This is a genomic window from Pseudomonas sp. Kh14 (assembly GCF_900291005.1).
In the GTDB taxonomy this organism is placed as follows: Bacteria; Pseudomonadota; Gammaproteobacteria; order Pseudomonadales; family Pseudomonadaceae; genus Aquipseudomonas; species Aquipseudomonas alloputida.
The window spans coordinates 578,389-602,924 of the sequence record NZ_OLKJ01000038.1; the positions used below are offsets into that span (position 1 = coordinate 578,389).

Here is a 24,536-nt window from a genome sequence, read left to right on the forward strand (position 1 = left end):
CTACGACGGGCTGTATTCCACTGTCCCCGTGTAGGAGCGGGTTTACCCGCGAAGAGGCCAGCCCTGCAACAGTGAAGCGTTACTGCTGGGCCACCTTCTCCGACTTGCCGTCATAGCGCTTGCGCCATTCGGCCAGAATCTGGTCGCGGTTTTTCGAGGCCCAGGCAAAGTCGTTCTTGATCAACCGCTGCTCATAATCCGCCGGTAGCTCGGTCTGCGGCTTGGCGATGCCCGGCGCGGCCAGTACGGCGAAGTTTTCCTTGTACAGTTCCATGGCCGCCGGGCTGGCGGAGAAATCGGCCAGGCGCTTGGCTGCATCCGCCTTGGGCGAGCCTTTGATCACTGCGGTTGCCTCGATCTCCCAGCCCAAGCCCTCCTTTGGCAGCACGATGTCCAGCGGCGCGCCTTGGCGCTTGAGCTGAACGGCCGGGTATTCGAACGAAATACCGATCGGAAACTCGCCCGCCGCCGCCAGCTTGCACGGTTTGGAGCCGGAATGAACGTACTGGCCGATGTTCTGGTGCAGCGCATCCATGTAGGCCCAGCCCTGCGGCTCGCCAAAGGTCTGCAACCAGGCACTGACATCCAGGAAGCCGGTGCCGGACGAGGCCGGGTTGGGCATGACGATCTTGCCTTTGTACTCAGGCTTGGTCAGGTCCTGCCAGCTCACCGGTTTGCTCAGGCCCTGTTTCTCGGCCTCGATGGTGTTGAAGCAAATGGTGGCGGCCCACACGTCCATGCCGACCCAGGCTGGCGGGTTGGCGGCGTCGCGATAATTGCCGGAGATCTTGCCCAGGTCCTTTGGCGCATAGGCTTCGAGCATGCCGTTCTGGTCGAGGATGGCCAGACTCGATGCCGCCAGCCCCCACACAGCGTCGGCTTGCGGGCGCTCTTTCTCCGCCAGCAGCTTGGCGGTGATGATACCGGTGGAATCACGCACCCACTTGATCTCGATATCCGGGTTGGCTTTCTCGAAGGCCTGCTTGTAGGTTTTCAGTTGCTCGGCTTCCAGGGCGGTGTAGACCGTCAGTTGGGTATCGGCGGCCGAAGCCTGCAGGCTGAACACGGCGGAAACGGCAACGGCAAGTGCAAGGTGCTTGTGCATGGGTAGGTTCCTTACAGGTCAGACGGTCGCGGCGCGTTGGCGCCAGGCTTGGGAGCGGCGCAGCAGGCCGCGCGAGGCTGCAGCCAGCAACAGTGAAGCGCCGGCACTGGTCAGCAGGATCAAGGTGGACATGGCGGCGGCACCGCCAACGTTGCCGGCGTCGTCCATGTTCAGCACGGCAACGGCAGCCAGGATGGTGTCGGGGCTGTACAGAAAGATCGCTGCCGACACGGTGGTCATCGCCGATACGAACAGGTAGCGGATGATGTCCAGCAGTGCCGGCAGGCAGATCGGCACGGTCACCCGCACGAAGTGCCTGTACAACGGCGCCTTCAGCGACAGCGCGGCGGCCTCGAACTCGCCGTCGAGTTGGCGCAGGGCAGTGGTCGCGGTCATCTGCGCGGTGGTCAGGTAATGGGCAATGGTGCACACCACCAGCAACCCCATGCCGCCGTACAGCACATGCAGCGGGTTGCCGTTCAGGTTGAAGAAGAATACGTAGCCCAGGCCCAGTACCAGGCCCGGCACGGCCATGGGGATGAAGCTGAGCAGGCGCAGCGCATGGTTGAGCAGACGTTGGCCTTGGGTCTTCTCCATAAGGTAAGCACCGGTGAAGATCACGATGCTGCCGATCAGCGCGGTGCCAATGGCCATGGTCACGCTATTGCGGTAGGCCAGCCAGCCGCCACCGGCAGTGTCTTCGAACATGTAGTGGCGCAGCGACAACGACAGGTTGTAGGGCCAGAAAGTGACCAGCGAGGAGTACACCGCCATACCGATCACCACCAGCAACGCCGCGCACACCAGCAGCACAATGGTCAGGAAGCAGGCATCGCGGCCGCGTGACGGCTTGGGTTCGAACACCTGGGCACGGCCGCCCATGGCCTCGCCCTGGCGTCTACGCAGCCAGGCGTCGACGGTAAAGCTGAACAGGGCCGGCAACAGCAGCACCATGCCGATCAGCGCGCCACGGCCGAACTGTTGCTGGCCCACCACCGCCTTGTAGGCTTCCAGCGCCAGCACTTGATAGTCGCCCCCCACCACGACCGGTACACCGAAGTCTGTGATAGTCAGCGTAAATACCAGGCAAAACGCCGCGAACACCGCCTGGCGCGAGGCCGGCCAGGTGATGCTGGTGAACGCACGCCACGAGCCTGCCCCCATACTGTGGGCCGCATCGAAGAGGCGAGCATCGGCCAGTGACAGTGCCGACAGCAGAATCATCAGCGCATGCGGGAAGGTATAGATGGCCTCGCCCAGCACGATGCCCCAGAAACCGTAGATATTGTCGCTGAACAACCCGCGCAGCAGGCCCTGGTTGCCAAACAGGTAGACCAGGGCGATGGCCGGCAGCATCGACGGCGCCAGTAACGGCAGCAGCGAAATCCCCCGCCACAGGCCCTTGACCGGGATCAGCGTGCGTTGCAGGGCATAAGCGAACAGATAGGCCAGTGGTACCACAATGGCCGCGACGGTGAAGGCCACCGACAGACTGTTGCCCAGCAACCAGTGGAAGTTGTCGCTGGCGAACAGCTCACGGGCCGCCAGCAGGCCACCACCCTGGCCCGCTTCACCGCTGAAACCACGCCAGAAGATCGCCAGCAACGGCATCAGCACGGCCAGCACCAACAGGATCAGCAGCAGGCTCTTGCCACCGACGACGAACAGCCGGTCACCCAGGGCGAAGCCAGCACGCGGCGCGGCCTTGGCCTGGCTCAATGGCAGGGACATTGGCGCGGCCATCTCAGGCAAACACCTGCAGGCTCTGCGGCGGCAACGCCACCCAGATGTCCTGCGAACCCAGGCGCGGCATGGCCTCGGGGGCCAGCTCGGCCAGCAGGGCATGGCCTGGCAGGGCCTTGAGTTCAAAGCTCATGCGGCAGCGGTTACCGAGGAAGGTGATTTCGCGGACCATGGCCGGGAACAGGTTTTCTTCGTGTACCACCGGGTTGACCGTGATCGCCTCCGGGCGGCAGAACAGCCGGCCACTGCTGGCCTGGGCTGAACCCGGCGCCAGGCGCATGTTCATGTCGCCGACCTGGGCATGGCTGTCGCTGCTGCGCTGGAACGGCAGCCAGTTGCCCTGGCCGACGAACTCGGCCACGAACGGCGTGGCCGGGTGGTCGTATATTTCCTGCGGGGTGGCGTACTGCTCGACTTGGCCGTTGTTCATCACCGCGATGCGGTCGGCCATCAACATGGCCTCGTCCTGGTTGTGGGTAACCATCAACGTGGTGATGCCCAGTTGGCGCTGCAGCTGACGCAGTTCGGTGCACAAGTGCTCGCGCACCCGGGCGTCCAGCGCCGACATCGGTTCATCGAGCAGCAGCAGCGATGGCGACGGTGCCAGCGCGCGGGCCAGGGCCACACGTTGCTGCTGGCCACCGGAGAGCTGGCCTGGGTACTTCTTCTCGCTACCCGACAGGCCTACCAGTTCGAGCATTTCGGCCACCCGCTGGCGGGCCTGCTCCCGACCACTGCCCGACAGGCCATAGGCGATATTGGCTTCGACGGTAAGGTTGGGAAACAGCGCGTAGGACTGGAACAGGATGCCGTAGTCCCGCGCCTGGGGGGATAGATCGGAGATATCGCGTTCGCCGATGTACAGCGTACCGCGATCCTGGCGCTCCAGGCCGGCAATGCAACGCAGCAGCGTGGTCTTGCCACAGCCGGATGGGCCGAGCAGGCACACCAGTTCGCCCGCAGCGATGTCCAGCGAGACATCGTTGAGCGCCGTAAAGGCACCGAAGCACTTGTGGATGTTGCGCACTTTAATCTGTGCGCCGGGGGTGGTGTGGTTCATGGCATGGCCTCATCGAAGAGATGGGGCCATGCTAGGCAGGCTGTGCGAAGGTTCTGTGGCTTAAAGGCAAAAGCCGATGATAGTGGTATAGGTAGATTTAGTAGTGGCCTGTACCGGCCTCTTCGCGGGTAAACCCGTTCCTACAACGGCATGCATGTTCGCGGAAAATACAGGCACGCGGGTACGCTGAAATGTAGGAGCGGGTTTACCCGCGAAGAAGCCAGCAGAAATCTAGAACTGCGAACCGGCCACTTCCTGCGCCACCCCCAGGAATGCCGCCGGCAACCTGGCCTGGCGCCGTTCCTTCAGGCAATACAGGTACTCGTGCATCACCGGCGCATTTTCCAGCGCCAGCACCCGGAGTTCGGGATTGTGCGGCACCTCATGGCGGGCAATCACGCTGATGCCGATATTGCGCAGCACCGCTTCGCGGATCGACTCGCGGCTACCGATTTCCATCATGGCGCTGGCCTTGACCCCGGCCTCCTGCATCATCTGCTCGGTCAGCTTGCGTGTGGTCGAGCCCTTCTCGCGCATCAGCAGGCAATGCCCCGACACCACCTCGATCGACACCGTCTGGCGATGGGCCAGCGGGTGGTTGCGGTGCACCGCCACCACCAAAGGATCAGTACCCAGTATCCGCCGCACCAACCGTGCGTCCTCCACCCATTGCGACGACGCGGCAATGTCCACCCGGTAATCCTCGAGCATTTCCAGCACTTGCTGCGAGTTGCCGATCTCCACCGCCACTTCAACCCGCGGCAAACGTTCGCGATAGATCTTGACCAGGTCGAGAATGTAGTAAGGCGCAGTGGCCGCAATGCGCAGGCTGCCCTGGGCCTGACCACTGTTGCGCAGCTCGAACTCGATGTCGGCTTCCTGCTGCAGCAGCGCCTTGACCATCGGCAGCAGGCGTAAGCCCTCCTCGCTCAACACCAGGCGCCGCCCGCCGCGGTAGAACAGCTCCACGGCGTACTGGCCTTCCAGGCTGCGGATCTGCGTGGTCACCGTGGGCTGGCTGAGGCCAAGCTTCTTCGCCGCCTGGGTAATGCTGCCCAGACGGGCCACCATGTAGAAGGCCTTCAGCTCGGAACTCAGCATGTACGTCCTCTATTTGCGCAAAAGGCGCAAGCCGTTGAACACCACCAGCAAGCTCACGCCCATGTCAGCGAACACCGCCATCCACATCGTGGCCATGCCGGCGAAGGTGATCGCCAGAAATATCGCCTTGATGCCCAACGCCAGCACGATGTTCTGCATAAGGATCGCCGCACTTTGGCGCGACAGCCTGACGAAGGCCGGGATTTTGCGCAAGTCATCATCCATCAGCGCCACATCGGCCGTCTCGATGGCGGTGTCGGTGCCGGCAGCAGCCATGGCAAAACCGATTTCGGCGCGGGCCAGCGCCGGGGCGTCGTTGATGCCGTCACCGACCATGCCCACCCGATGGCCTTGGGCGTACAACGTCTCAATGGTTCTCAGCTTGTCGGCCGGCAACAGGTTGCCCTCGGCGCGGTCGATCCCCACCACGGCGGCAATGGCCTGCGCAGTATGCGGATTGTCACCGGTCAGCATGACAGTCTTGATACCCAGCTGATGCAATTCGGCAATCGCCTGACGGCTGCTGTCCTTGACCGTGTCGGCCACAGCGAACAGTGCCAGTGGCCCGGAGCGGTCAAGCAGCAGGACCACGGTCTTGCCCTGGCGCTCCAGCGCATCCAGTTGGGCCTCCAGCGCTGGTGAACACAGCCCCAGCTCCTCGACCAGGCGATGGTTGCCCAAGTGGTAGACCTCACCGGCGATGACACCACGCACGCCACGCCCGGCCAGCGCAACGAAGTCACTGACCTCGCTCAAGGCCAGGCCTTGCTGCTTGCCGAACTCGGCAATAGCGCGGGACACCGGGTGGTCCGAACGCTCGCCCAGGCTGGCCGCCAAGGCTTGTGCGCGGTCTTCGAACAGCGGCGTCAGCACCTTGGCGTCGGTCTGCACCGGCTTGCCATGGGTGATGGTGCCGGTCTTGTCCAGGGCCAGGAAATCCAGGTGGCGGCCACCCTCCAGATACACGCCACCCTTGATCAGGATGCCTTTGCGCGCAGCGGCGGCCAGGCCACTGACGATGGTCACCGGGGTCGAGATCACCAGCGCGCATGGGCAGGCCACCACCAGCAGCACCAAGGCGCGGTAAATCCAATCGAACCAGGCGCCAGCCATGAACAGCGGTGGTATCAGCGCCACGGCCAGGGCAATGGCGAACACCACCGGGGTGTAGATACGTGAGAAACGGTCGACGAAGCGTTGGGTAGGCGCCCGCGCGCCCTGCGCTTCCTCCACGGCCTTGATGATCCGCGCCAGGGTCGACTGCCCGGCAGCGGCGGTGACGCGAAACTCCAGCGCCCCCGCCTGGTTGATGGTGCCAGCGAACAGCTTGTCGCCCACCCCCTTCTCCACAGGCAGGCTTTCGCCGGTAATCGGTGCCTGATCGACGCTGGATTGCCCGCTGGTCACTTCACCGTCCAGGCCGATACGCTCACCGGGGCGCACCCGCACCAGTGCGCCGACGGCCACCTCACGCACGTCCAGCTCGCGCCACTGGCCATCGGCCTGCTGTACGGTGGCCATGTCCGGGGTCAGTTGCATCAACCCGCCAATGGCATTGCGCGCACGGTCCAGCGAACGCGCTTCGATCAGTTCGGCAACGGTGAACAGCACCATCACCATAGCCGCTTCCGGCCACTGGCCGATCAGTACCGCACCCGTCACAGCGATACTCATCAGCGCATTGATGTTGAGGTTACGGTTTTTCAGGGCAATCCAGCCCTTCTTGTAGGTACCCAGGCCGCAACCGAGGATCGCTGCCAGTGCCAGGCCCGCCACCATCCATTCCGGGGCGAGTGCAGCAAAGTGCACGATTTCGGCGGCGATTGCGGCAACACCCGACAATGCCAGTGGCCACCAGCGGGCCTTGGCCGGTTGTGGCACGCTGACGCTGCCGTCGTCCTGGGCGGCAATCGGCTCGGCCTTCATGCCCAGGCTGTCGATAGCCCGCTCGATATCGGCGGTGCCGTCCAAGGTGTGGCGCACGCCAAGTACGCGGTTGATCAGGTTGAATTCCAGCTGTTCGATACCGGCCAGCTTGCTCAGTTTGTCCTGAATCAGGGTCTGCTCGGTGGGGCAGTCCATGGCATCGATGCGGAAACGACTGAGTTGTGCCTGGGCACTGGCCGTTTCGCTCAGTTGCACCAGCGGCGGCACGGCTTTGGCGCCGCAGCAGGTGTGAGCGTGGGCAGCATGGCCATGGTCGTCATCGCCATGATCGTGATCGTGATCGTGCGGATGCTTGTGTTCGTGGCTGACAGGCTGGTTCATGGGGTCATCCTTAAATTGAGCCTGTTGCCAAGTGAACACCCTGTAGCCACTATAGGGTCAAGCCACTTGCTGGAGATTTCGTGATGAAGATCGGAGAACTGGCCAAAGCCACCGACTGCGCGGTGGAAACCATCCGCTACTACGAGCGTGAAAACCTGCTGCCAGAGCCGGCGCGCAGCGAGGGCAACTACCGGCTGTACACCCAGGCCCATGTGGAGCGGCTGACCTTCATCCGCAACTGCCGCACGCTGGACATGACCCTGGACGAAATTCGCAGCCTGCTACGCCTGCGCGACAGCCCCGCCGACGCGTGCGGCAGCGTCAATGCGCTGATCGACGAGCATATCGAGCATGTTCAGGCGCGGATCGATGGCTTGGTGGCATTGCAGGAGCAACTGGTGGAGCTGCGGCGGCGCTGCAACGCGCAGGGGAGTGAATGCGCGATCTTGCAGCAACTGGAGACAAACGGGGCGGTATCGGTGCCGGATACCGAGCATTCGCATGTGGGGAGAAGTCACGGGCATTGAGCCAAAAGCTTCGCGGGTGAACCCGCTCCCACAGGGACCGCGCACGACTTAGGCCTGTGCAGTACCCTGTAGGAGCGGGTTCACCCGCGAAGAGGCCAGTTCAAACAATGAAGATCTATCAGACCGCCATCGGCGCTGTCATCGGCGCATGGTGCTCATAGCCCTCCAGCCAGAAATCACTCGGCTCGATCTTCTCCAGCCACTCCGGCTCGTATTTGCCAGTCTCGGCAAACGACGGCACACGGTCGCTGATGACCAGCTTCGGCGCCTCCAGCGGCTCGCGCTTGAGCTGCTCGTTGAGCATGTCCAGGTGATTTTCATACACATGGGCATCACCGATGAAGTAGGTGAACCAGCGCGGTGTATAGCCGGTCAGGCGGCCGAACAGCGACAGCAGCGCCGCGCCTTCGGTCAGGTTGAACGGCGTGCCCAGCCCCAGGTCGTTGGAGCGGATGTAGAGGGTCAGGGAAATTTCCCTGGTCTCGACATTCGGGTGGAACTGGTACAGCAAGTGACACGGTGGCAGTGCCATTTCGTCCAGTTGCGCGCAGTTCCAGCCGTGGAACAGGATGCGGCGGCTACCCGGGTCGTTGGCGATGGTGTCCAGGCACTGACGCACCTGGTCGATCGCCTTGTACAGGATGACGAACGCGACGCCGTCCTCTTCGTCCTGGGCTATACGGCGGAAGCCGGCTTGCTCGGCCATTTCGATGGCCGCCGGGTTGCTCAGCGGGATGCGCTTGTAGCCCGGCCACTGGCGCCATTGCACGCCATAGATCTCGCCCAGGTCGTCATGGCCCTGACGGAACGGGTTGGCCAGCCACTGGGCGTTTTCGTTGGCGTTCTGGTCCCAGACCTTGCAGCCAAGCTCACGGAACTCACCGGCGTTCTTCACGCCACGCAGGAAACCAACCATTTCACCGATCGCCGACTTGAACGCCAGCTTGCGCGTGGTAATGGCCGGAAAGCCCTTCTGCAGGTCGAAACGCAGCATTGCGCCCGGCAGGCTGATGGTGCGGATGCCGGTGCGGTTTCCCTGCAACGTGCCGTTATCAATGACGTCGCGGACCAGGTCCAGATACTGTTTCATGGCTTACCTGTAGCAAAAACGGCAGGGGGATCGCCCCTGCCGTGGGATTAATCAGGCGGGTTTCGCCGTGGGCTTGCGATTATAAGCCCACCAGATCAGACCGAGGCCAGCCAGGATCATCGGCACACAGAGAATCTGACCCATGGTCAGCCAGCCCCAGGCGATGTAACCCAGCTGGGCATCCGGCACCCGCACGAATTCGACGATGAAGCGGAAGATACCGTAGAACAGCGCGAACATGCCTGACACCGCCATGGTCGGCCGTGGCTTGCGCGAGAACAGCCACAGGATGACGAACAGCGCCACGCCCTCAAGGGCGAACTGGTAGAGCTGCGACGGGTGGCGCGGCAACTGGGCCGGGTCGCTGAACGGCGGGAAGATCATCGCCCATGGCACGTCGGTGGGTTTGCCCCACAGCTCGGCGTTGATGAAGTTGCCGATACGCCCGGCACCCAGGCCGATCGGGACCAGTGGGGCGACGAAGTCCATCAGCTCGAAGAACGACTTGTTGTTGCGCTTGCCGAACCACAAGGCCGCCAGCATCACGCCGATGAAGCCGCCGTGGAACGACATACCGCCCTTCCAAACCTCGAAGATCAGCGTCGGGTTGGCCAGGTAGGCGTGCAGGTCGTAGAACAGCACATAGCCCAGGCGACCGCCGACAATCACCCCCATCGACAGCCAGAACACCAGGTCGGAAAGTTTCTCGCGGTTCCAGGTGGGGTCGAAACGGTTCAGACGGCGCGAGGCCAGCAGCCAGGCACCGCCGATGCCGATCAGGTACATCAGGCCGTACCAATGGATTTTCAGCGGCCCGATGGCCAGGGCCACGGGGTCTATCTGCGGGTAAGGCAGCATGGAACTTCCTCTCGATTCAAATCAAAAAGCTGAGGCCAACACAGAACAGCAGGGCTGCGAACAGGCGTTTCAACAAACGGGGCGACAGCTTGTGCGCCAGGCGCGCGCCGAAGCGGGCGAAGAACATGCTGGTCACGGCAATGCCGACCAACGCGGGCAGGTACACGTAACCCAGGCTGTGGGGCGGCAGGTGCGCCTCGTGCCAACCCAGCAGCATGAAGCTAAGGGCACTGGCTACAGCAATCGGCAGGCCACAGGCCGATGACGTGGCCACTGCCTGCTGCATGGGCAGGCTACGCCAGGTGAGGAACGGCACCGTCAGTGAACCACCGCCAATGCCGAAAATGGCCGAGGCCCAGCCAATCACGCCACCTGCACCGATCAGCCCAGGTTTGCCGGGGACGCCACGGCTGGCCTTGGGTTTGAGGTCAAGGGCCATCTGCGCGGCGATGACCAGGGCGAACACACCGATGATCTTTTGCAGCAGTGGGCCCTGGATCAGAGAAGCGGTCTTGGCACCGACACCGGCCCCCAGGAGGATGCCGAAGGTCATCCAGACGAAGATCGGCCATTGCACCGCGCGCTTGCGGTGGTGCTCCCGCACGGCGTTGATCGAGGTGAAGACGATGGTGGCCAGTGACGTGCCTACGGCCAGGTGGGTCAGGACCGAAGCGTCAAAACCCTGCAGGGTAAAGCTGAACACCAGCACCGGCACGATGATGATGCCGCCGCCCACGCCGAACAGCCCGGCCAGCACACCGGCACAGGCGCCCAACAACAGATAGAGCACGAATTCCATTCGGCATCCCCTAGAAATCAATCCGGCATGGTAACGGAAGCCGGGCTCGGGGCTCTAGTGAACTCTGTGTCAGGATGGATCCGCATCGTTCCTGTGGGTACAGTGACCAAAAAACACAGAGGCCAACCTATGTGCCTGATCGTATTTGCCTGGCGGCCGGGGCACGCCCTGCCGCTGATCGTGGCGGCCAACCGCGACGAATTCTATGCCCGCCCCACGCAGCCCCTGGCGGCCTGGGAGGATGCACCTGGGGTGCATGCCGGGCGCGACCTGGAGGCAGGCGGTACCTGGCTGGGCGTAGGCCCACAGGGGCGCTTTGCCGCGTTGACCAACATCCGCGACCCGGGCCAGGCGCCGGGGCCTCGCTCGCGGGGTGAGCTGGTGGCGGCGTTTCTGCAAGGCGAGCTAGGGGTCGAGGCTTACCTGGACCAGGTGGCCAGCCGTAGCGGGCAGTACTCGGGGTTCAACTTGCTGGTGGGTGATGGGCAGCGACTGGGTTATCTGCATGCCCGTGAGGCCGCGCCGCGTCTGCTGAAGGCTGGGGTTTACGGGCTTTCGAACGCCGGGCTGGATACACCGTGGCCGAAGCTGGTGAAGGCACGTGACGGGCTGGAAAACCTGCTGGACACGCCGGAGCCGCACAGGCTGCTGGCTTTACTCGCGGATAACGAACCCGCGGCTGATGGTGATCTACCAGAGACAGGCGTGGGGTTAGCGACCGAAAAGTTGCTGTCGAGCGTATTCATCGCCAGCCAGAATTACGGGACCCGGGCGAGCACAGTGCTGATTGTGGATGATCAGGGGCGAAGGCGGCTGGTTGAGCGCAGTTTCGGACCTTTTGGCGGGCATTTGGGGGAAATTGAGTTGTTGGTCTGAGCATTTGGTGTTGTCTGTTCGGGCCTCTTCGCGGGTAAACCCGCTCCTACACCGATCCATGTACACCGATCCATTTACACCGATCCATGTACACCGATCCATTTACACCGATCCACGTACGCCGATCCATGTAGGAGCGGGTTCACCCGCGAAGAGGCCGGCACAGGCAGCATCACCCTCACAGGGTTTTATTAGCCCCAGGCCCAATCATCCGCGCCAACCCAAGGTTCTTCAGGGCCAGTTGCAGCGAGCTGTGGATAACCTGCGGGTTGTCATGACTCAAGGCCTCGGCCAGCAGTTCCTTGGCCTTGCCCATATTGATCTGGCGCAGCATCCACTTCACCTTCGGCAGGTTGGTGGCGTTCATCGACAGGCTGTCGAAGCCCATAGCCATCAACAGGACCGCCGCCGCCGGGTCACCGGCCATCTCGCCGCAGATGCTCACCGGCTTGCCTTCGCCATGGGCGTCGCGCACCACCGTGTTCAACGCCTGCAATACCGCCGGGTGCAGGTAATCGTACAGGTCGGCGACCCGCGGGTTGTTGCGGTCCACCGCCAGCAGGTACTGGGTCAGGTCGTTGGAGCCTACCGACAGGAAGTCCACCTGCCGCGCCAGCTCCTTGGTCTGGTACACCGCCGCCGGAATTTCCACCATCACACCCACTGGCGGCATCGGTACGTCGGTACCTTCGTCACGCACTTCACCCCAGGCGCGGTGGATCAGGTGCAGCGCCTCTTCCAGTTCGTGAATGCCGGAAATCATCGGCAGCAGGATGCGCAGGTTGTTCAGTCCCTCGCTGGCCTTGAGCATGGCGCGGGTCTGTACCAGGAAGATTTCCGGGTGGTCGAGGGTGACGCGGATGCCGCGCCAGCCGAGGAACGGGTTTTCTTCCTTGATGGGGAAGTACGACAGTGACTTGTCACCACCGATGTCGAGGGTACGCATGGTTACCGGCAGCGGGTGGAAGGCCGCCAGCTGCTCACGGTAGATGGCCAGCTGCTCTTTCTCACTGGGGAAGCGCTGGTTGATCATGAACGGCACTTCAGTGCGGTACAGGCCTACCCCTTCGGCACCGCGCTGCTGGGCACGGGCCACGTCAGCGAGCAGGCCGGTGTTGACCCACAGGGGCATGCGATGACCGTCGGGGGTGACGCACGGAAGTTCGCGCAGTGCATCCAGCCCTTGGGCCAGCTGGCGTTCCTCCTCGACCACTTCGCTGTACTGCTTGCGCAGCACTTCACTGGGGTTGGTGAACACCTCGCCCTTGTAGCCGTCGACGATCAGTTCAATACCGTCGACCTTGGAGTATGGCAGGTCGACCAGGCCCATCACCGTGGGGATACCCATGGCCCGCGCGAGAATGGCGACGTGGGAGTTGCCCGAGCCGAGTACCGAGACCAGGCCGACCAGCTTGCCTTCCGGCACTTCACCGAGCATGGCCGGTGTCAGTTCCTCACTGACCAGGATGGTGTTGTCGGCATACACCAGCGACTGCGAGCGCGCTTCCTGCAGGTAGGCCAAAAGGCGGCGCCCCAGGTCCTTGACGTCGGAGGCACGCTCACGCAGGTAGTCGTCGTCCATCAGCTCGAAGCGGTTGACGTGCTCACCAACCACCTGGCGCAGGGCGCCCTGGGCCCACTGGCCGGTCTTGATGACCTCGGTCACCTCACCGCCCAGGGCTGCGTCTTCAAGCATCATCAGATAGACATCGAACAGCGCACGCTCTTCCGGGCGCAGCTGGGTGGCCAGTTTGGCCGACAGCTTGCGCATGTCGTCGCGCACACCTTCCAGGGCGTTCTGGAACAACTTGAGTTCGGCGTCGATGTCATCGACGGTCTTGTCCGGGACCACTTCCAGGTCGGCCGGCGGCAACATCACCACCGCACGCCCCACCGCGGCACCAGGCGAACCTGGCACACCCACGAAGCGCGCTTCCTGAATACCTTTGCCCTGACGGCCCAGGCCACGGATCGAGCCGGTAGCCTCGGCGTGGGCGATAACCCCGGCAAGCTGGGCGCTCATGGTGACCAGGAAGGCTTCCTCGCCCTCGTCGAACTGGCGGCGCTCCTTTTGCTGGATGACCAGTACCCCGACCACACGGCGGTGGTGGATGATCGGCGCACCCAGGAAGGAGGCGAATTTCTCTTCGCCGGTTTCGGCAAAGTAGCGGTAACGCGGGTGGTCGGCGGCGTTTTCCAGGTTCAGCGGCTCTTCCCGGGTACCGACCAGGCCAACCAGGCCTTCGTTGGGGGCCATGCTGACCTTGCCGATGGAGCGCTTGTTCAGGCCTTCGGTAGCCATCAGCACGAAGCGGTTGGTTTCCGGGTCGAGCAGGTAGACCGAGCAGACCTGGCTGCCCATGGCTTCCTTGACGCGCAAGACAATGATCCCCAACGCCGACTTGAGATCTTTGGCGGAGTTTACTTCCTGGACGATCTTGCGCAGCGTATTGAGCATGGCTCGGGGTCGAACTCCGTCGTCAGTCGCGCGTCAACAGACGCGGTGCTAGCTCTTTCAGGGCGCGCCGGTACACCTCGCGCTTGAATGTCACAACCTGGCCCAGCGGATACCAATAGCTCACCCAGCGCCAGCCGTCGAATTCCGGCTTGCCGGTCAGGTCCATCCGCACCCGTTGTTCGTTGCTCACCAGGCGCAGCAGGAACCACTTCTGCTTCTGGCCGATGCACAGCGGCTGGCTGTGGGTACGTACCAATCGCTGGGGTAAACGATAACGCAACCAGCCACGGGTGCAGGCAAGAATTTCCACATCGTCGCGTTCAAGGCCAACTTCTTCGTTCAGCTCGCGGTACAGGGCATCTTCCGGCGTCTCGTCAGGGTTGATACCACCCTGGGGGAATTGCCAGGCATCCTGGTTGATCCGTCGAGCCCATAGCACCTGCCCGGCATCATTCGTGAGAATGATCCCGACATTGGGGCGAAAACCATCCGGGTCGATCACGGCAGCAACCTCGCAAACGCATGTCAACGCATTGTTCCACAAAGCTTGCGAGCGCAGCAACGCGCCCGCCAAGCTTATGTGCAGCTGCGTGAAAACTACGTATTCTGCGGGCCTACCCTGTGGCTGATGCGAGTGACCGCGATGCGCCTGGCTTTATTCGACCTGGACAATACCCTCCTCGGTGGCGACAGCGACCATGCCTGGGGTGACTATCTTTGCGAGCGCGGCATTCTCGACCCGGTCGCCTACAAGCAACGCAACGACAGCTTCTACCAGGATTACCTCAACGGCACCCTGGACCTGCAGGCCTACCTGGCCTTTTCCATGGAAATCCTGGCGGCAACACCCATGCCCCAGCTCGACGAATGGCACCGCGACTTCATGCGCGACTGCATCGAGCCCATCGTCCTGCCCAAGGCCCTCGCCTTGCTGCAGCAGCACCGCGAGGCGGGTGACCAACTGGTGATCATCACCGCCACCAACCGCTTCGTCACCGCACCGATCGCTCGGCGCCTGGGGGTGCGGGTGTTGCTGGCAACCGAATGCGAGGTGCGCGACGGCCGCTACACCGGGCGTAGTACTGATATACCGTGTTTCCGTGAAGGCAAAGTGACGCGGCTGGAGCGCTGGATGCTGGAGAACGGCTTTGATCTTGAGGACAGCTACTTCTATAGCGACTCGATGAATGACCTGCCGTTGTTGCAGCGGGTGACGCATGCAGTGGCAGTGGACCCGGCCCCGGACCTGCGGGCCGAGGCGGATAAGCGTGGGTGGCCGGTGATCTCGCTGCGGGATTGAAGCTTCCTGTGCCGCCTTTTCGCGCCCCTACAAGGACCGCGCCGCCCGTTGTAGGAGCGGGTTCACCCGCGAATAGGCCGGCACAATCAGCACAAGGCTGTCAGACCGGCTTGGCCCCCATCAGCCCGGCAATGGACAGGAAGCAAACCCCACTGAATACCGCCAGCGCCAGGGTAAACCGCAACCCTACCACCTCGGCCTTGCGCAGCCGGTTCAGCCGCACCAGCAGCCACCACACGGCAAACGCGCCAAATGTATAGATGACACTGGATGCCAACACCCAGGTCTGCCCCAGTGGCCAGCCCACCAGGTGTACCAGCCACCAGCCGGTGAGCGGCATGCTCACCAGGCACAGCCCCATCACCAGCCAGACGAACACCAACGGCCGGCGCAGCAGCTTGGCGTAGGCTTCGGCATCGCCCTGACGGCGGGCGCGCCAGGTCCAGATCGCCAGGCCCAGGGCGCCCAGAAGCAGCAGCGCGGTGGCGATGATGTGCAGGGTCTTGAGCGTGGTCAGGTGTTCCATGTCTCGGTCGTCCTTAAACGGGCATTTTGCGGTCGCTTCTTCGCGGGCTTACCCGCTCCTGCCAAGGTATCTCAGGCCTTTAGGCCTGCGCAGTACCTGTGGGAGCGGGCAAGCCCGCGAAAGGGCCATCAGCCCTAGCTTAGCCGCTCAGCCCAGGAACAGTTTGTAGGCCGGGTTTTCGGTCTCGTCCCAGTACGGGTAACCGATCTTGGCCAGCGCTGCCGGCACCAGGTGACGTTCGTCCTCTGGCACCTGCAGCCCCGCCACCACGCGCCCGTCAGCCGCGCCATGGTTGCGGTAGTGGAACATCGAGATGTTCCAGCGCCCGCCCAGCTTGTTGAGGAAGTTGAACAGCGCCCCTGGCCGCTCGGGGAATTCGAAGCGCAGCACCATTTCATCGCTGGCACCGGCCGAGTGGCCGCCGACCATATGACGAATATGCAGCTTGGCCAGTTCGTTGTCGGTCAGATCGGTAACCGGGAAGCCCTGCTCGGTCAGTTGCTGCACCAGCGCAGCGCGCGGGTCGTTTTCCGGGTGGGTCTGCACCCCAACGAAGATATGCGCTTCGTCAGAGGTGTGCTTGCGGTAGTTGAACTCGGTGATCTGACGTTTGCCGATAGCCTCGCAGAAGGCCTTGAAGCTACCCGGGCGCTCAGGGATGGTCACGGCGATGATCGCTTCGCGCTTCTCACCCAGCTCGGCACGCTCGGCCACATGGCGCAGGCGATCGAAATTGACGTTGGCACCGGAGTCGATGGCCACCAGGGTCTGGCCGCTGACGCCGTATAGCTCGACGTACTTCTTGATGCCCGCCACCCGCAGAGCGCCAGCAGGCTCGGTGATCGAGCGGGTATCGTCGTAGATATCCTTGATTGCTGCGCAGATTTCATCGGTACTGACAGTGACGACTTCGTCCACATGGTGGCGGCAGATATCGAAGGTGTGCTGGCCAATCTGCGCCACCGCCACGCCATCGGCGAACAGCCCGACCTGCGGCAGCACCACACGCTCACCGGCAGCCATGGCCGCCTGCAGGCAGTTGGAATCGTCCGGCTCGACACCGATCACCTTGATTTCCGGGCGCAGGTACTTCACGTAGGCAGCAATGCCGGCGATCAGGCCGCCACCGCCCACCGGCACGAAGATCGCATCCAGCCGGCCAGGGTGTTGGCGCAGGATTTCCATGGCGACGGTGCCCTGCCCGGCGATGGTGTGCGGATCGTCGTAAGGGTGAACGTAGACGAGGCCCTTTTCCTCGACCAGTTTCAGCGAATAGGCCAGTGCCTCAGGGAACGAGTCGCCATGCAGCACCACCTTGCCGCCGCGCGAGCGCACGCCTTCGACCTTGATCTCCGGGGTGGTCTTGGGCATCACGATGGTGGCCTTGATGCCCATTTCACGCGCGGCCAGGGCCAGGCCTTGGGCGTGGTTGCCGGCAGAGGCGGTCACCACCCCGCGGGCCAGTTCTTCCGGGCTCAGCTGGGCCAGCTTGTTATACGCGCCGCGGATCTTGAACGAGAATACTGGCTGCAGGTCTTCGCGCTTGAGCAGAATTTGGTTGCCCAGGCGCTTGCTCAGCTGCCCGGCGCTCTGCAACGGGGTTTCGACGGCAACGTCATAGACGCGCGAGGTGAGGATCTTCTTGACGTACTGTTCGAGCATCGGGAAAGCATCACTGGGCCGCGGGACGAGGGCTGGGAGTCTACCCCAGCGCTACGTCGGGCGACCACAGCAAAGCCGTGCGAGCCGTTATACTAGGCATCTTTGAAACCGCCCTGCCCCTTCCGGAGCCCGCATGACCCAGGACCAACTCAAACAGGCCGTCGCCCAGGCCGCTGTCGACTTCATTCTGCCCAAGCTGGATGAAAAGAGCGTCGTAGGCGTCGGTACCGGTTCGACCGCCAACTTCTTCATCGATGCCCTGGCTCAACACAAGACCGCGTTCGACGGCGCAGTCGCCAGCTCCGAAGCTACCGCCCAGCGCCTGAAGGGCCATGGCATCCCGGTCTACGAACTGAACAGCGTCAGCGAGCTTGAGTTTTACGTGGACGGTGCTGACGAGAGCGACGCACACCTGCACCTGATCAAGGGCGGCGGCGCAGCCCTGACCCGCGAAAAAATCGTCGCGGCCGTGGCCAAGACCTTCATCTGCATCGCCGACGGCAGCAAGCTGGTGCCGGTACTGGGGGCCTTCCCGCTGCCGGTCGAAGTGATCCCCATGGCCCGCAGCCACGTGGCGCGTCAGCTGGTGAAGCTGGGTGGCGACCCGGTGTACCGAGAAGGCGTGGTCACCGACAACGGCAACGTGATCCTGGATGTGTACAACCTGCAGATCACCAACCCGGTGGAGCTGGAAGCGCAGATCAACGCCATCGTCGGCGTGGTGACCAACGGCCTGTTCGCGGCGCGGCCGGCGGATCTGCTGCTGCTGGGTACCGCTGAAGGCGTTAAGAGCCTCAAGGCCGAGTAAAACCCTTCGCGGGTAAACCCGCTCCTACAAGGTACCCCACCGGCCTGGAACCGTGGCGATCCCTGTAGGAGCGGGTTTACCCGCGAATAGGCCCTGACAGGCGATCAATCAACCGGCTGCTTGAACACATAGAACAGGTTCGGCTCACTGACCAGGTAAATGGTCCCCGCGTCATCCATCGCAATCCCCTCCGCCTGCGGCACCGTCGCCTGCAACCCCTGGAAGCCCTTGCGCAACGACAAGGTACTCAGCGGCTGGCCCTGTACATCCAGCTCCAGCACCAACCGCGACTCGTCCGACAACGCCAGCAAATGCCCACTGCGTTCATCGAACTGCAAGCTCGACAAATCCCGCACAAACAACCGTGAATCGCGCTTGCGGTCCTGTACCACATGCACGGCGTAGGGCTTTTCCGGATTGTCATGCGGGAAGCCATGCACCTCATAGATAAGCATCGGGTCACGCTCTTTCGCCACGAACAGGCGCTTGCCCGCCGAATCGTAGGCCAAGCCCTCGAAGCCTTTGTTGCCATTGAGACCAATACCCAATGTCAGCTGTTCGGCATCACCGGCATCAAGAAACATCGTGTCGTTTTCCAGCCGTACGCGAATCAGCCGTTGCTGACGCTCGTCGGTGATCACATAGCTGTTTGGCCCAACGTACTCCACAGCCTCCGGGTCGCCGAAGCCAGTCAGCGGCACACGGCGCAGGATACGGCCATCCAGCGACAGCTCGATCAGCTCCGAACGGGCGTTGGTGACCGTGAAGAGGCTTTTGCGGTCGGGGTCGTAGGTCAGCGCCGAGATGTCATCATCCAGCCCTTCGATCGGTTGCGCCTCCAGCACCACCCGGTAGCGATCCAGGCCAATGCTGCGCTCAACAGGCTGCCACCAGGTCTTGAGATTGAACCAGCCACGCTCGAACAGGCGAAACTCCTGCCCGGCCCAGCCAAGCAGGAGCAGACCAAGGGCAGCCAGAACAAGGAACAGGCGAACAAAACGACGCATAGGGACAGACTCGACACAAGGATGGCGAATCTAATCATGAATGGCTGAAGCAAAGCTTAATGCAAGCGTCAGGCAATTCTGATGATGCTGTCAGTTCTTTTTGAATCGATAGAAAAGCGCCGGCTCGCTGACCATGTACAAGGTGCCCTTGTCGTCCATGGCCACCCCTTCAGCCCGCGGAATGGTGCCTTCAAGCCCGTTGAAGCCGCCCAGCAGCGTCATGAAGCTGACTTGCTGGCCCTGCTCGTCCAGCTCCAGCAGCATGTTGGAGTCGGCCGAAAGCACCAGCAAGTGGCCAGTACGCGGGTCGACACCCAGCGCAGACAGGTTGCGCAAGTCGAGTTCATCGCTAGGCAACGGCTGCTTCTCACCCTTGAGCGGGCTGCGGCCATCGGTGTTCCAGGTGTACAGCTTGGGCGGGCGCTCCTCGCCAATGATCAGGCGCTGGCGCAGCGGGTCCCAGGCGATGGCCTCGAAGCCCTTGTTGCTCTTGGCCGAAGGGCCCAGGTCGTGGCTCGGGAAGTCGTCGTGATTCAGTGCAGTGGTCTGCGCGTCCACCTTGACCACGGTCAGATCGTGCAGGCGCTCGTCGGTGATGGCCAGGTTGCCGTCTTCGAGCACCGCGACGCCTTCGGGGTTGTTCCAGCCGTTGAGCGGGATCTTGCGCAGTACATCGCCCTCCAGGCTCAGCTCGACCAGGAACGGGTTCTTGCCCATGACCGCGAACAGGGTGCGGGTTTGCGGGTTGAAGGCCACATCCGAGGCTTCATCATCGTCCATGCCCGGCAGCGGCTTGGCGTCGATGTCCACCTGGTAATCCGGCAGCCACACGCTATCGCTGCGCGCGGTGGTGCTTTCGAAGCTTTCTTTTACCCACAGTGCACCGCGGTCATCCCAGTGCATGGCCACGGCCACGCCATAGCCGATCACCGCCGCCACTGCCAGGCCGAAGGGCCAGCGCAGGTAGAAGCGACGCTTGGGGGTTACCGGGGCGCTGGAGGGGAATGGCATGCGGTGATCCTGGGGAAATGGGCGTAGGTGCGCGCATTATCCGGATTAGGTGTGAAAAATCGGTAAACAGGGCCGGCCTCTTCGCCGGTAAACCCGCGCCCAAGGTGCTGCACAGTATTCAAGGCCTGTGCAATCCCTGCAGGAACGCGTCTACCCGCAAAGAAGGCGACGCGGTTTCGAGTTAAAGCACCCGGCTTTCGAAGCGGCTCACACCCGGCAGTTCCAGCACCAGTTCGTCACCGACATTGAACGGCCCAACACCCGCCGGGGTACCGGTGAGGATCACATCCCCCGCTTGTAGCGAGAAATGCGCTGCCATGTACTGAATCATCGGCACGATCGGGTTCAGCATCATCGCGCTGTTACCATCCTGGCGCACTTCGCCGTTCACGGTCAGGCGCACCGGGATGTCTGTCACGTCCTCGAAGCTGGCGGCCGAGACGAACGGTGGCAGCACGCAAGCGCCGTCAAAGCACTTGGCCAGCTCCCAGGGCAGGCCCTTTTCCTTCAGTTTGGCCTGCACGTCGCGCAGGGTCAGGTCCAGCGCCGGTGCGTAACCGGAAATGGCGTCCAGCACCTCTTCCTCGCTCGGGTGGGTCGACAGCGGCTTGCCCAGCAGCACGGCAATTTCAACCTCATAGTGCACCGACCCACGCTCGGCCGGGATCTTGAAGCCACCTTCGGCCGGCACCACGCAGCTGCCTGGCTTGATGAACAGCAGCGGCTCGGTGGGGATCGGGTTGTCCAGTTCCTTGGCATGCTCGGCATAGTTACGGCCGATGCACACCACCTTGCCCAAGGGGAAGTGAATGCGCGTGCCGTCTACGTACTGGTGCTGGTAACTCATGGCCGACTCCTTCTGGATACTGCTTTTTATTCAGGTGCGAAGATCTTACCCGGATTCATGATGCCGTTAGGGTCGAACACGGCCTTTATTGCCTTCATGCAGGCGATTTCTTCGGGGGAGCGGCTGTAGCCCAGGTAGTCACGCTTGGTCATGCCCACGCCATGCTCGGCAGAAATCGACCCGTTGTAACGCTCGACGATCTCGAACACCCACTTGTTGACCTTGGCACACGAAGCGAAGAAGTCGTCCTTGCTCATATGCTCAGGCTTGAGGATGTTCAGGTGCAGGTTGCCGTCACCAATATGGCCGTACCACACCACTTCATAGTCCGGGTAATGCGCTGAGACGATGGCGTCGATGTCGCGCAGGAACGCAGGCACTTTCGAGACGGTGACGGAAATGTCGTTCTTGTACGGTGTCCAGTGCGAGATGGTTTCCGACAGGTACTCGCGCAGCTTCCACAGGTTTTTCAGCTGGGTTTCGCTCTGGCTCATCACCCCATCCAGCACCCAACCCTGCTCGACGCAATGCTCGAAGGTAGCCAATGCTTCGTTGGCCACGTCTTCAGTGCTGGCCTCGAACTCCAGCAGCGCATAGAACGGGCAATCCGTCGCGAAGGGCGCAGGCACATCGCCGCGGGCGAGGATCTTGGCCAACCCCTTGTCGGAGAAGAACTCGAAAGCGGTCAGGTCCAGTTTGCCCTGGAAGGCGTGCAGCACCGGCATGATCGAGTCGAAGTCCGGTGTGCCCAGCACCATGGCGGTGAGGTTGCGCGGTGCGCGGTCCAGGCGCATGGTGGCCTCGACAACGAAGCCCAACGTGCCCTCGGCACCGATGAACAGCTGGCGCAGGTCGTAGCCGGTGGCGTTCTTGATCAGGTCTTTGTTCAGCTCCAGCAACTCGCCCTTGCCGGTGATCACTTTCAGTCCGGCCACCCAATTGCGGGTCATACCGTAACGAATCACCTTGATCCCGCCGGCATTGGTACCGATATTGCCGCCAATCTGGCTGGAACCGCTGGAAGCGAAGTCCACCGGGTAATAAAGGCCTTGCTCTTCGGCGTAGGTTTGCAGCTGGCGGGTGACGACCCCTGGCTGGCAAACCACAGTACGGTCGAAAGCATTGAAGCCAAGGATCTGGTTCATGTAGTCGAAGGCGACGACAACCTCGCCATTGGCCGCCACGGCGCCGGCAGAAAGCCCGGTGCGCCCGCCAGAGGGCACCAGCGCCACCTTGTGCGCATTGGCCCAGTGCACAATGGCTTGCACCTGTTCTACCGTTTTGGGAAAGACGATGGCGCTGGGCGCAGGCGGGTAATGCTTGGTCCAGTCCTTGCCATACGCTTCGAGGGAAACCGGGTCAGTCAGGACCTTGCCAGGGTCGACAAGGGTCATCAGTTCTTCAATAACAGCGGGATGGGTCATCGCTGGAACTCTCGACTTATTCATGGTCACCCTGAGCACTCTTCACCTGTCGGGATAAGCTCAGATTGTGTCGCGTATGCTAGCATAGCCCTCCCGCTGTTCATGCTAAGGCTGCCCTCGCGCCTGGCATCACCCCTCGCCAATTTATCTCCGGGATACAGGTTTACGCAGATGAGCAAGACTTCTCTCGACAAGAGCAAGATCCGGTTCCTTCTTCTTGAAGGTGTGCACCAGAACGCGGTCGATACCCTCAAGGCCGCCGGCTACACCAACATCGAATACCTCACTGGTTCGTTGCCGGAAGCCGAGCTGAAGGAAAAGATCGCCGATGCCCACTTCATCGGCATCCGTTCGCGTACCCAGCTCACCGAAGAGATCTTCGACTGCGCCAAGAAACTGGTCGCTGTTGGCTGCTTCTGCATCGGTACCAACCAGGTTGACCTGGAAGCTGCCCGCGAGCGCGGTATCGCCGTGTTCAACGCGCCATACTCCAACACCCGCTCGGTCGCCGAGCTGGTACTGGCCGAAGCCATCCTGCTGCTGCGCGGCATCCCTGAGAAGAACGCCTCCTGCCACCGTGGCGGCTGGATCAAGAGCGCGGCCAACTCGTTCGAAATCCGCGGCAAGAAACTGGGCATCGTCGGCTACGGCTCGATTGGTACCCAGCTTTCGGTACTGGCTGAGAACATGGGCATGCAGGTGTACTTCTTCGACCCGCTGACCAAGCTGCCACTGGGCAACGCCGTGCAGGTCACCAGCCTGAACGAGCTGCTGGGCCTGGCTGACATCGTCTCGCTGCACGTGCCTGAGCTGCCATCCACCCAGTGGATGATCGGCGAGAAGGAAATCCGCTCGATGAAGAAGGGCGCGATCCTGATCAACGCCGCCCGTGGCACCGTGGTCGAGCTGGACCACCTGGCCGCTGCCATCAAGGACAAGCACCTGATCGGCGCCGCCATCGACGTGTTCCCGGTCGAGCCACGCTCCAACGACGAAGAGTTCGAAAGCCCGCTGCGCGGCCTCGACAACGTGATCCTGACGCCGCACATTGGTGGTTCCACCGCCGAAGCCCAGGCCAACATCGGCCTGGAAGTGGCCGAGAAACTGGTCAAGTACAGCGACAACGGTACTTCGGTGTCCTCGGTCAACTTCCCGGAAGTGGCCCTGCCAGCACACCCAGGCAAACACCGTCTGCTGCACATTCACGAAAACATCCCGGGCGTGCTCAGCGAGATCAACAAGGTCTTCGCTGAGAACGGTATCAACATCTCCGGTCAGTTCCTGCAGACCAACGAGAAAGTCGGTTACGTGGTAATCGACGTTGACGCCGAGTACTCGGACCTGGCGCAGGAAAAACTGCAACAGGTCAAAGGCACCATCCGTTCGCGCGTCCTGTTCTAAGGTCGCTGGCGGTATGAAAAAGGGAGGCCCTGGTGGCCTCCCTTTTTTATTTCACTTCAACCGTGATCTTCTTCGACTCGACGCTAGGCTTGAACGGCACATGATACTGGTCACCCAGAATCAGTTGCAGGGTGTGCTTGCCCGGGGTCAGGGTAATGCTGGTTTCGGTCTGTGCCTTGCCGAAGTGCAGTACTTGCGGCCCCGCCGGCAGTGCGACGCCGGCCTCTGGCATCAGGCTGGTAGGCAGCGGCATGTCAGCAACCGGCTCTTTGTCGACATCCACCAGCAGGTGGTGGTGCCCGGTGTGAGGGGTTTGATCGCCCGCAGGCTTGAGGCCCATACCCTCGATACCGAACTTGACGGTGAAGGTCTTGTCGACCGTGGCACCATCGGCGGGGGAAACGATGAAGACCTTCGCCTCCTTGGGCGGCTCCTGGCTCTTCAGGGCGTCTGCAGCACTGGCGAACACCGACGCCCCCATCAGCAGACCGGCAACGGCAGCACGCGAAAATAGGCTGTTCATTCACTTCTCCTGTGGTTCACTTATTGACCGCAGCCTGTCATCCAAAAGCGGCGGTAGTTCACCTTAGTTGAAATAACCGCCAAGGTGTTCACATTGCCTGACAGAAATATTTCCGTCAGGGTTAAACAATGCCGAGGCTTGA

Annotated in this window: 22 protein-coding genes; 5 read left to right on the forward strand and 17 right to left on the reverse strand. The window is 62.3% G+C overall.

Annotation, left to right across the window (positions count from 1 at the left end):
* Positions 1-79: 79 nt before the first annotated feature.
* The 5 genes from FQ668_RS25035 to FQ668_RS25060 all read right to left on the reverse strand — a co-directional run bounded on the left by FQ668_RS25035 (position 80) and on the right by FQ668_RS25060 (position 7,277).
* Positions 80-1,105 (reverse strand): putative 2-aminoethylphosphonate ABC transporter substrate-binding protein, encoded by a 1,026-nt coding sequence (locus FQ668_RS25035; RefSeq protein WP_014592747.1) that lies wholly within the window; start codon positions 1,103-1,105, stop codon positions 80-82.
* 18 nt (positions 1,106-1,123) lie between these two features.
* Positions 1,124-2,848 (reverse strand): putative 2-aminoethylphosphonate ABC transporter permease subunit, encoded by a 1,725-nt coding sequence (locus FQ668_RS25040; protein ID WP_019439125.1) that lies wholly within the window; start codon positions 2,846-2,848, stop codon positions 1,124-1,126.
* 1 nt (position 2,849) lies between these two features.
* Positions 2,850-3,908: a putative 2-aminoethylphosphonate ABC transporter ATP-binding protein gene (locus FQ668_RS25045; RefSeq protein WP_014592749.1), complete on the reverse strand. Its 1,059-nt coding sequence runs from the start codon at positions 3,906-3,908 to the stop codon at positions 2,850-2,852.
* A gap of 231 nt (positions 3,909-4,139) precedes the next feature.
* On the reverse strand, positions 4,140-5,009 hold the full coding sequence (locus tag FQ668_RS25055) for a LysR family transcriptional regulator (protein WP_019439124.1): 870 nt from the start codon (positions 5,007-5,009) through the stop codon (positions 4,140-4,142).
* A 9-nt stretch (positions 5,010-5,018) separates the two neighbouring features.
* Positions 5,019-7,277: a heavy metal translocating P-type ATPase gene (locus FQ668_RS25060; protein ID WP_144180716.1), complete on the reverse strand. Its 2,259-nt coding sequence runs from the start codon at positions 7,275-7,277 to the stop codon at positions 5,019-5,021.
* Positions 7,278-7,360: 83 nt separating this feature from the next.
* Here FQ668_RS25060 and cadR point away from each other — a divergent pair, with 83 nt between their 5' ends.
* Positions 7,361-7,804 carry a cadmium resistance transcriptional regulator CadR gene (gene cadR, locus FQ668_RS25065; RefSeq protein WP_019439122.1) on the forward strand — a complete coding sequence of 148 codons (444 nt, stop codon included), beginning with the start codon at positions 7,361-7,363 and terminating at the stop codon, positions 7,802-7,804.
* A 118-nt stretch (positions 7,805-7,922) separates the two neighbouring features.
* Here the strand turns inward: cadR and FQ668_RS25070 are convergent, their stop codons facing one another.
* The 3 genes from FQ668_RS25070 to FQ668_RS25080 are packed head-to-tail and all read right to left on the reverse strand — an operon-like array spanning position 7,923 to position 10,551.
* Positions 7,923-8,894 carry a thymidylate synthase gene (locus FQ668_RS25070; protein ID WP_003249029.1) on the reverse strand — a complete coding sequence of 324 codons (972 nt, stop codon included), beginning with the start codon at positions 8,892-8,894 and terminating at the stop codon, positions 7,923-7,925.
* A gap of 51 nt (positions 8,895-8,945) precedes the next feature.
* Positions 8,946-9,752 carry a prolipoprotein diacylglyceryl transferase gene (lgt, locus tag FQ668_RS25075; protein ID WP_014592753.1) on the reverse strand — a complete coding sequence of 269 codons (807 nt, stop codon included), beginning with the start codon at positions 9,750-9,752 and terminating at the stop codon, positions 8,946-8,948.
* A 16-nt stretch (positions 9,753-9,768) separates the two neighbouring features.
* Positions 9,769-10,551: a sulfite exporter TauE/SafE family protein gene (locus FQ668_RS25080; protein WP_014592754.1), complete on the reverse strand. Its 783-nt coding sequence runs from the start codon at positions 10,549-10,551 to the stop codon at positions 9,769-9,771.
* 129 nt (positions 10,552-10,680) lie between these two features.
* Between FQ668_RS25080 and FQ668_RS25085 the strand changes: the two genes are divergently transcribed.
* Positions 10,681-11,427 carry an NRDE family protein gene (locus FQ668_RS25085; protein WP_019439121.1) on the forward strand — a complete coding sequence of 249 codons (747 nt, stop codon included), beginning with the start codon at positions 10,681-10,683 and terminating at the stop codon, positions 11,425-11,427.
* Between the two features lie 178 nt (positions 11,428-11,605).
* On the opposite strand, the gene ptsP is transcribed toward FQ668_RS25085, so the two are convergent.
* Both ptsP and FQ668_RS25095 read right to left on the reverse strand, forming a co-directional pair.
* Positions 11,606-13,885 (reverse strand): phosphoenolpyruvate--protein phosphotransferase, encoded by a 2,280-nt coding sequence (ptsP, locus tag FQ668_RS25090; protein WP_014592756.1) that lies wholly within the window; start codon positions 13,883-13,885, stop codon positions 11,606-11,608.
* Positions 13,886-13,907: 22 nt separating this feature from the next.
* Positions 13,908-14,387, reverse strand: coding sequence for an RNA pyrophosphohydrolase (locus FQ668_RS25095; RefSeq protein ID WP_003249017.1), 480 nt, complete (start codon positions 14,385-14,387; stop codon positions 13,908-13,910).
* 141 nt (positions 14,388-14,528) lie between these two features.
* On the opposite strand from FQ668_RS25095, the gene FQ668_RS25100 reads away from it, so the two are divergent.
* Entirely contained in the window at positions 14,529-15,185 is a 657-nt protein-coding gene (locus FQ668_RS25100) for an HAD family phosphatase (RefSeq protein WP_012054017.1), read from the forward strand.
* A gap of 100 nt (positions 15,186-15,285) precedes the next feature.
* Here the strand turns inward: FQ668_RS25100 and FQ668_RS25105 are convergent, their stop codons facing one another.
* Both FQ668_RS25105 and ilvA read right to left on the reverse strand, forming a co-directional pair.
* Positions 15,286-15,711: a DUF2269 domain-containing protein gene (locus FQ668_RS25105; protein ID WP_019439119.1), complete on the reverse strand. Its 426-nt coding sequence runs from the start codon at positions 15,709-15,711 to the stop codon at positions 15,286-15,288.
* Positions 15,712-15,858: 147 nt separating this feature from the next.
* Complete coding sequence (gene ilvA / locus FQ668_RS25110; protein WP_144180718.1) at positions 15,859-17,373, reverse strand: threonine ammonia-lyase, biosynthetic; 1,515 nt, start codon at positions 17,371-17,373, stop codon at positions 15,859-15,861.
* Positions 17,374-17,506: 133 nt separating this feature from the next.
* On the opposite strand from ilvA, the gene rpiA reads away from it, so the two are divergent.
* Positions 17,507-18,181, forward strand: coding sequence for a ribose-5-phosphate isomerase RpiA (rpiA, locus tag FQ668_RS25115; RefSeq protein ID WP_003249004.1), 675 nt, complete (start codon positions 17,507-17,509; stop codon positions 18,179-18,181).
* Between the two features lie 104 nt (positions 18,182-18,285).
* Here rpiA and FQ668_RS25120 read toward each other — a convergent pair whose 3' ends face one another.
* From FQ668_RS25120 to FQ668_RS25135, 4 genes are all read right to left on the reverse strand, one after another.
* Positions 18,286-19,188 (reverse strand): SdiA-regulated domain-containing protein, encoded by a 903-nt coding sequence (locus FQ668_RS25120; protein WP_019439117.1) that lies wholly within the window; start codon positions 19,186-19,188, stop codon positions 18,286-18,288.
* Positions 19,189-19,278: 90 nt separating this feature from the next.
* Positions 19,279-20,199 carry an SdiA-regulated domain-containing protein gene (locus tag FQ668_RS25125; RefSeq protein WP_014592759.1) on the reverse strand — a complete coding sequence of 307 codons (921 nt, stop codon included), beginning with the start codon at positions 20,197-20,199 and terminating at the stop codon, positions 19,279-19,281.
* Between the two features lie 181 nt (positions 20,200-20,380).
* Complete coding sequence (locus tag FQ668_RS25130) at positions 20,381-21,046, reverse strand: fumarylacetoacetate hydrolase family protein (RefSeq protein ID WP_010955685.1); 666 nt, start codon at positions 21,044-21,046, stop codon at positions 20,381-20,383.
* Between the two features lie 26 nt (positions 21,047-21,072).
* A complete protein-coding gene (locus FQ668_RS25135; RefSeq protein ID WP_019439116.1) occupies positions 21,073-22,470 on the reverse strand; it encodes an FAD-binding oxidoreductase in 1,398 nt (465 codons plus the stop codon).
* A 171-nt stretch (positions 22,471-22,641) separates the two neighbouring features.
* Here FQ668_RS25135 and serA point away from each other — a divergent pair, with 171 nt between their 5' ends.
* Entirely contained in the window at positions 22,642-23,871 is a 1,230-nt protein-coding gene (serA, locus tag FQ668_RS25140; RefSeq protein WP_014592761.1) for a phosphoglycerate dehydrogenase, read from the forward strand.
* A 46-nt stretch (positions 23,872-23,917) separates the two neighbouring features.
* Here serA and FQ668_RS25145 read toward each other — a convergent pair whose 3' ends face one another.
* The gene (locus FQ668_RS25145) at positions 23,918-24,394 is read right to left on the reverse strand and encodes a DUF4399 domain-containing protein (RefSeq protein WP_014592762.1); all 477 of its coding nucleotides are present in this window, start codon (positions 24,392-24,394) and stop codon (positions 23,918-23,920) included.
* Positions 24,395-24,536 lie beyond the last annotated feature (142 nt).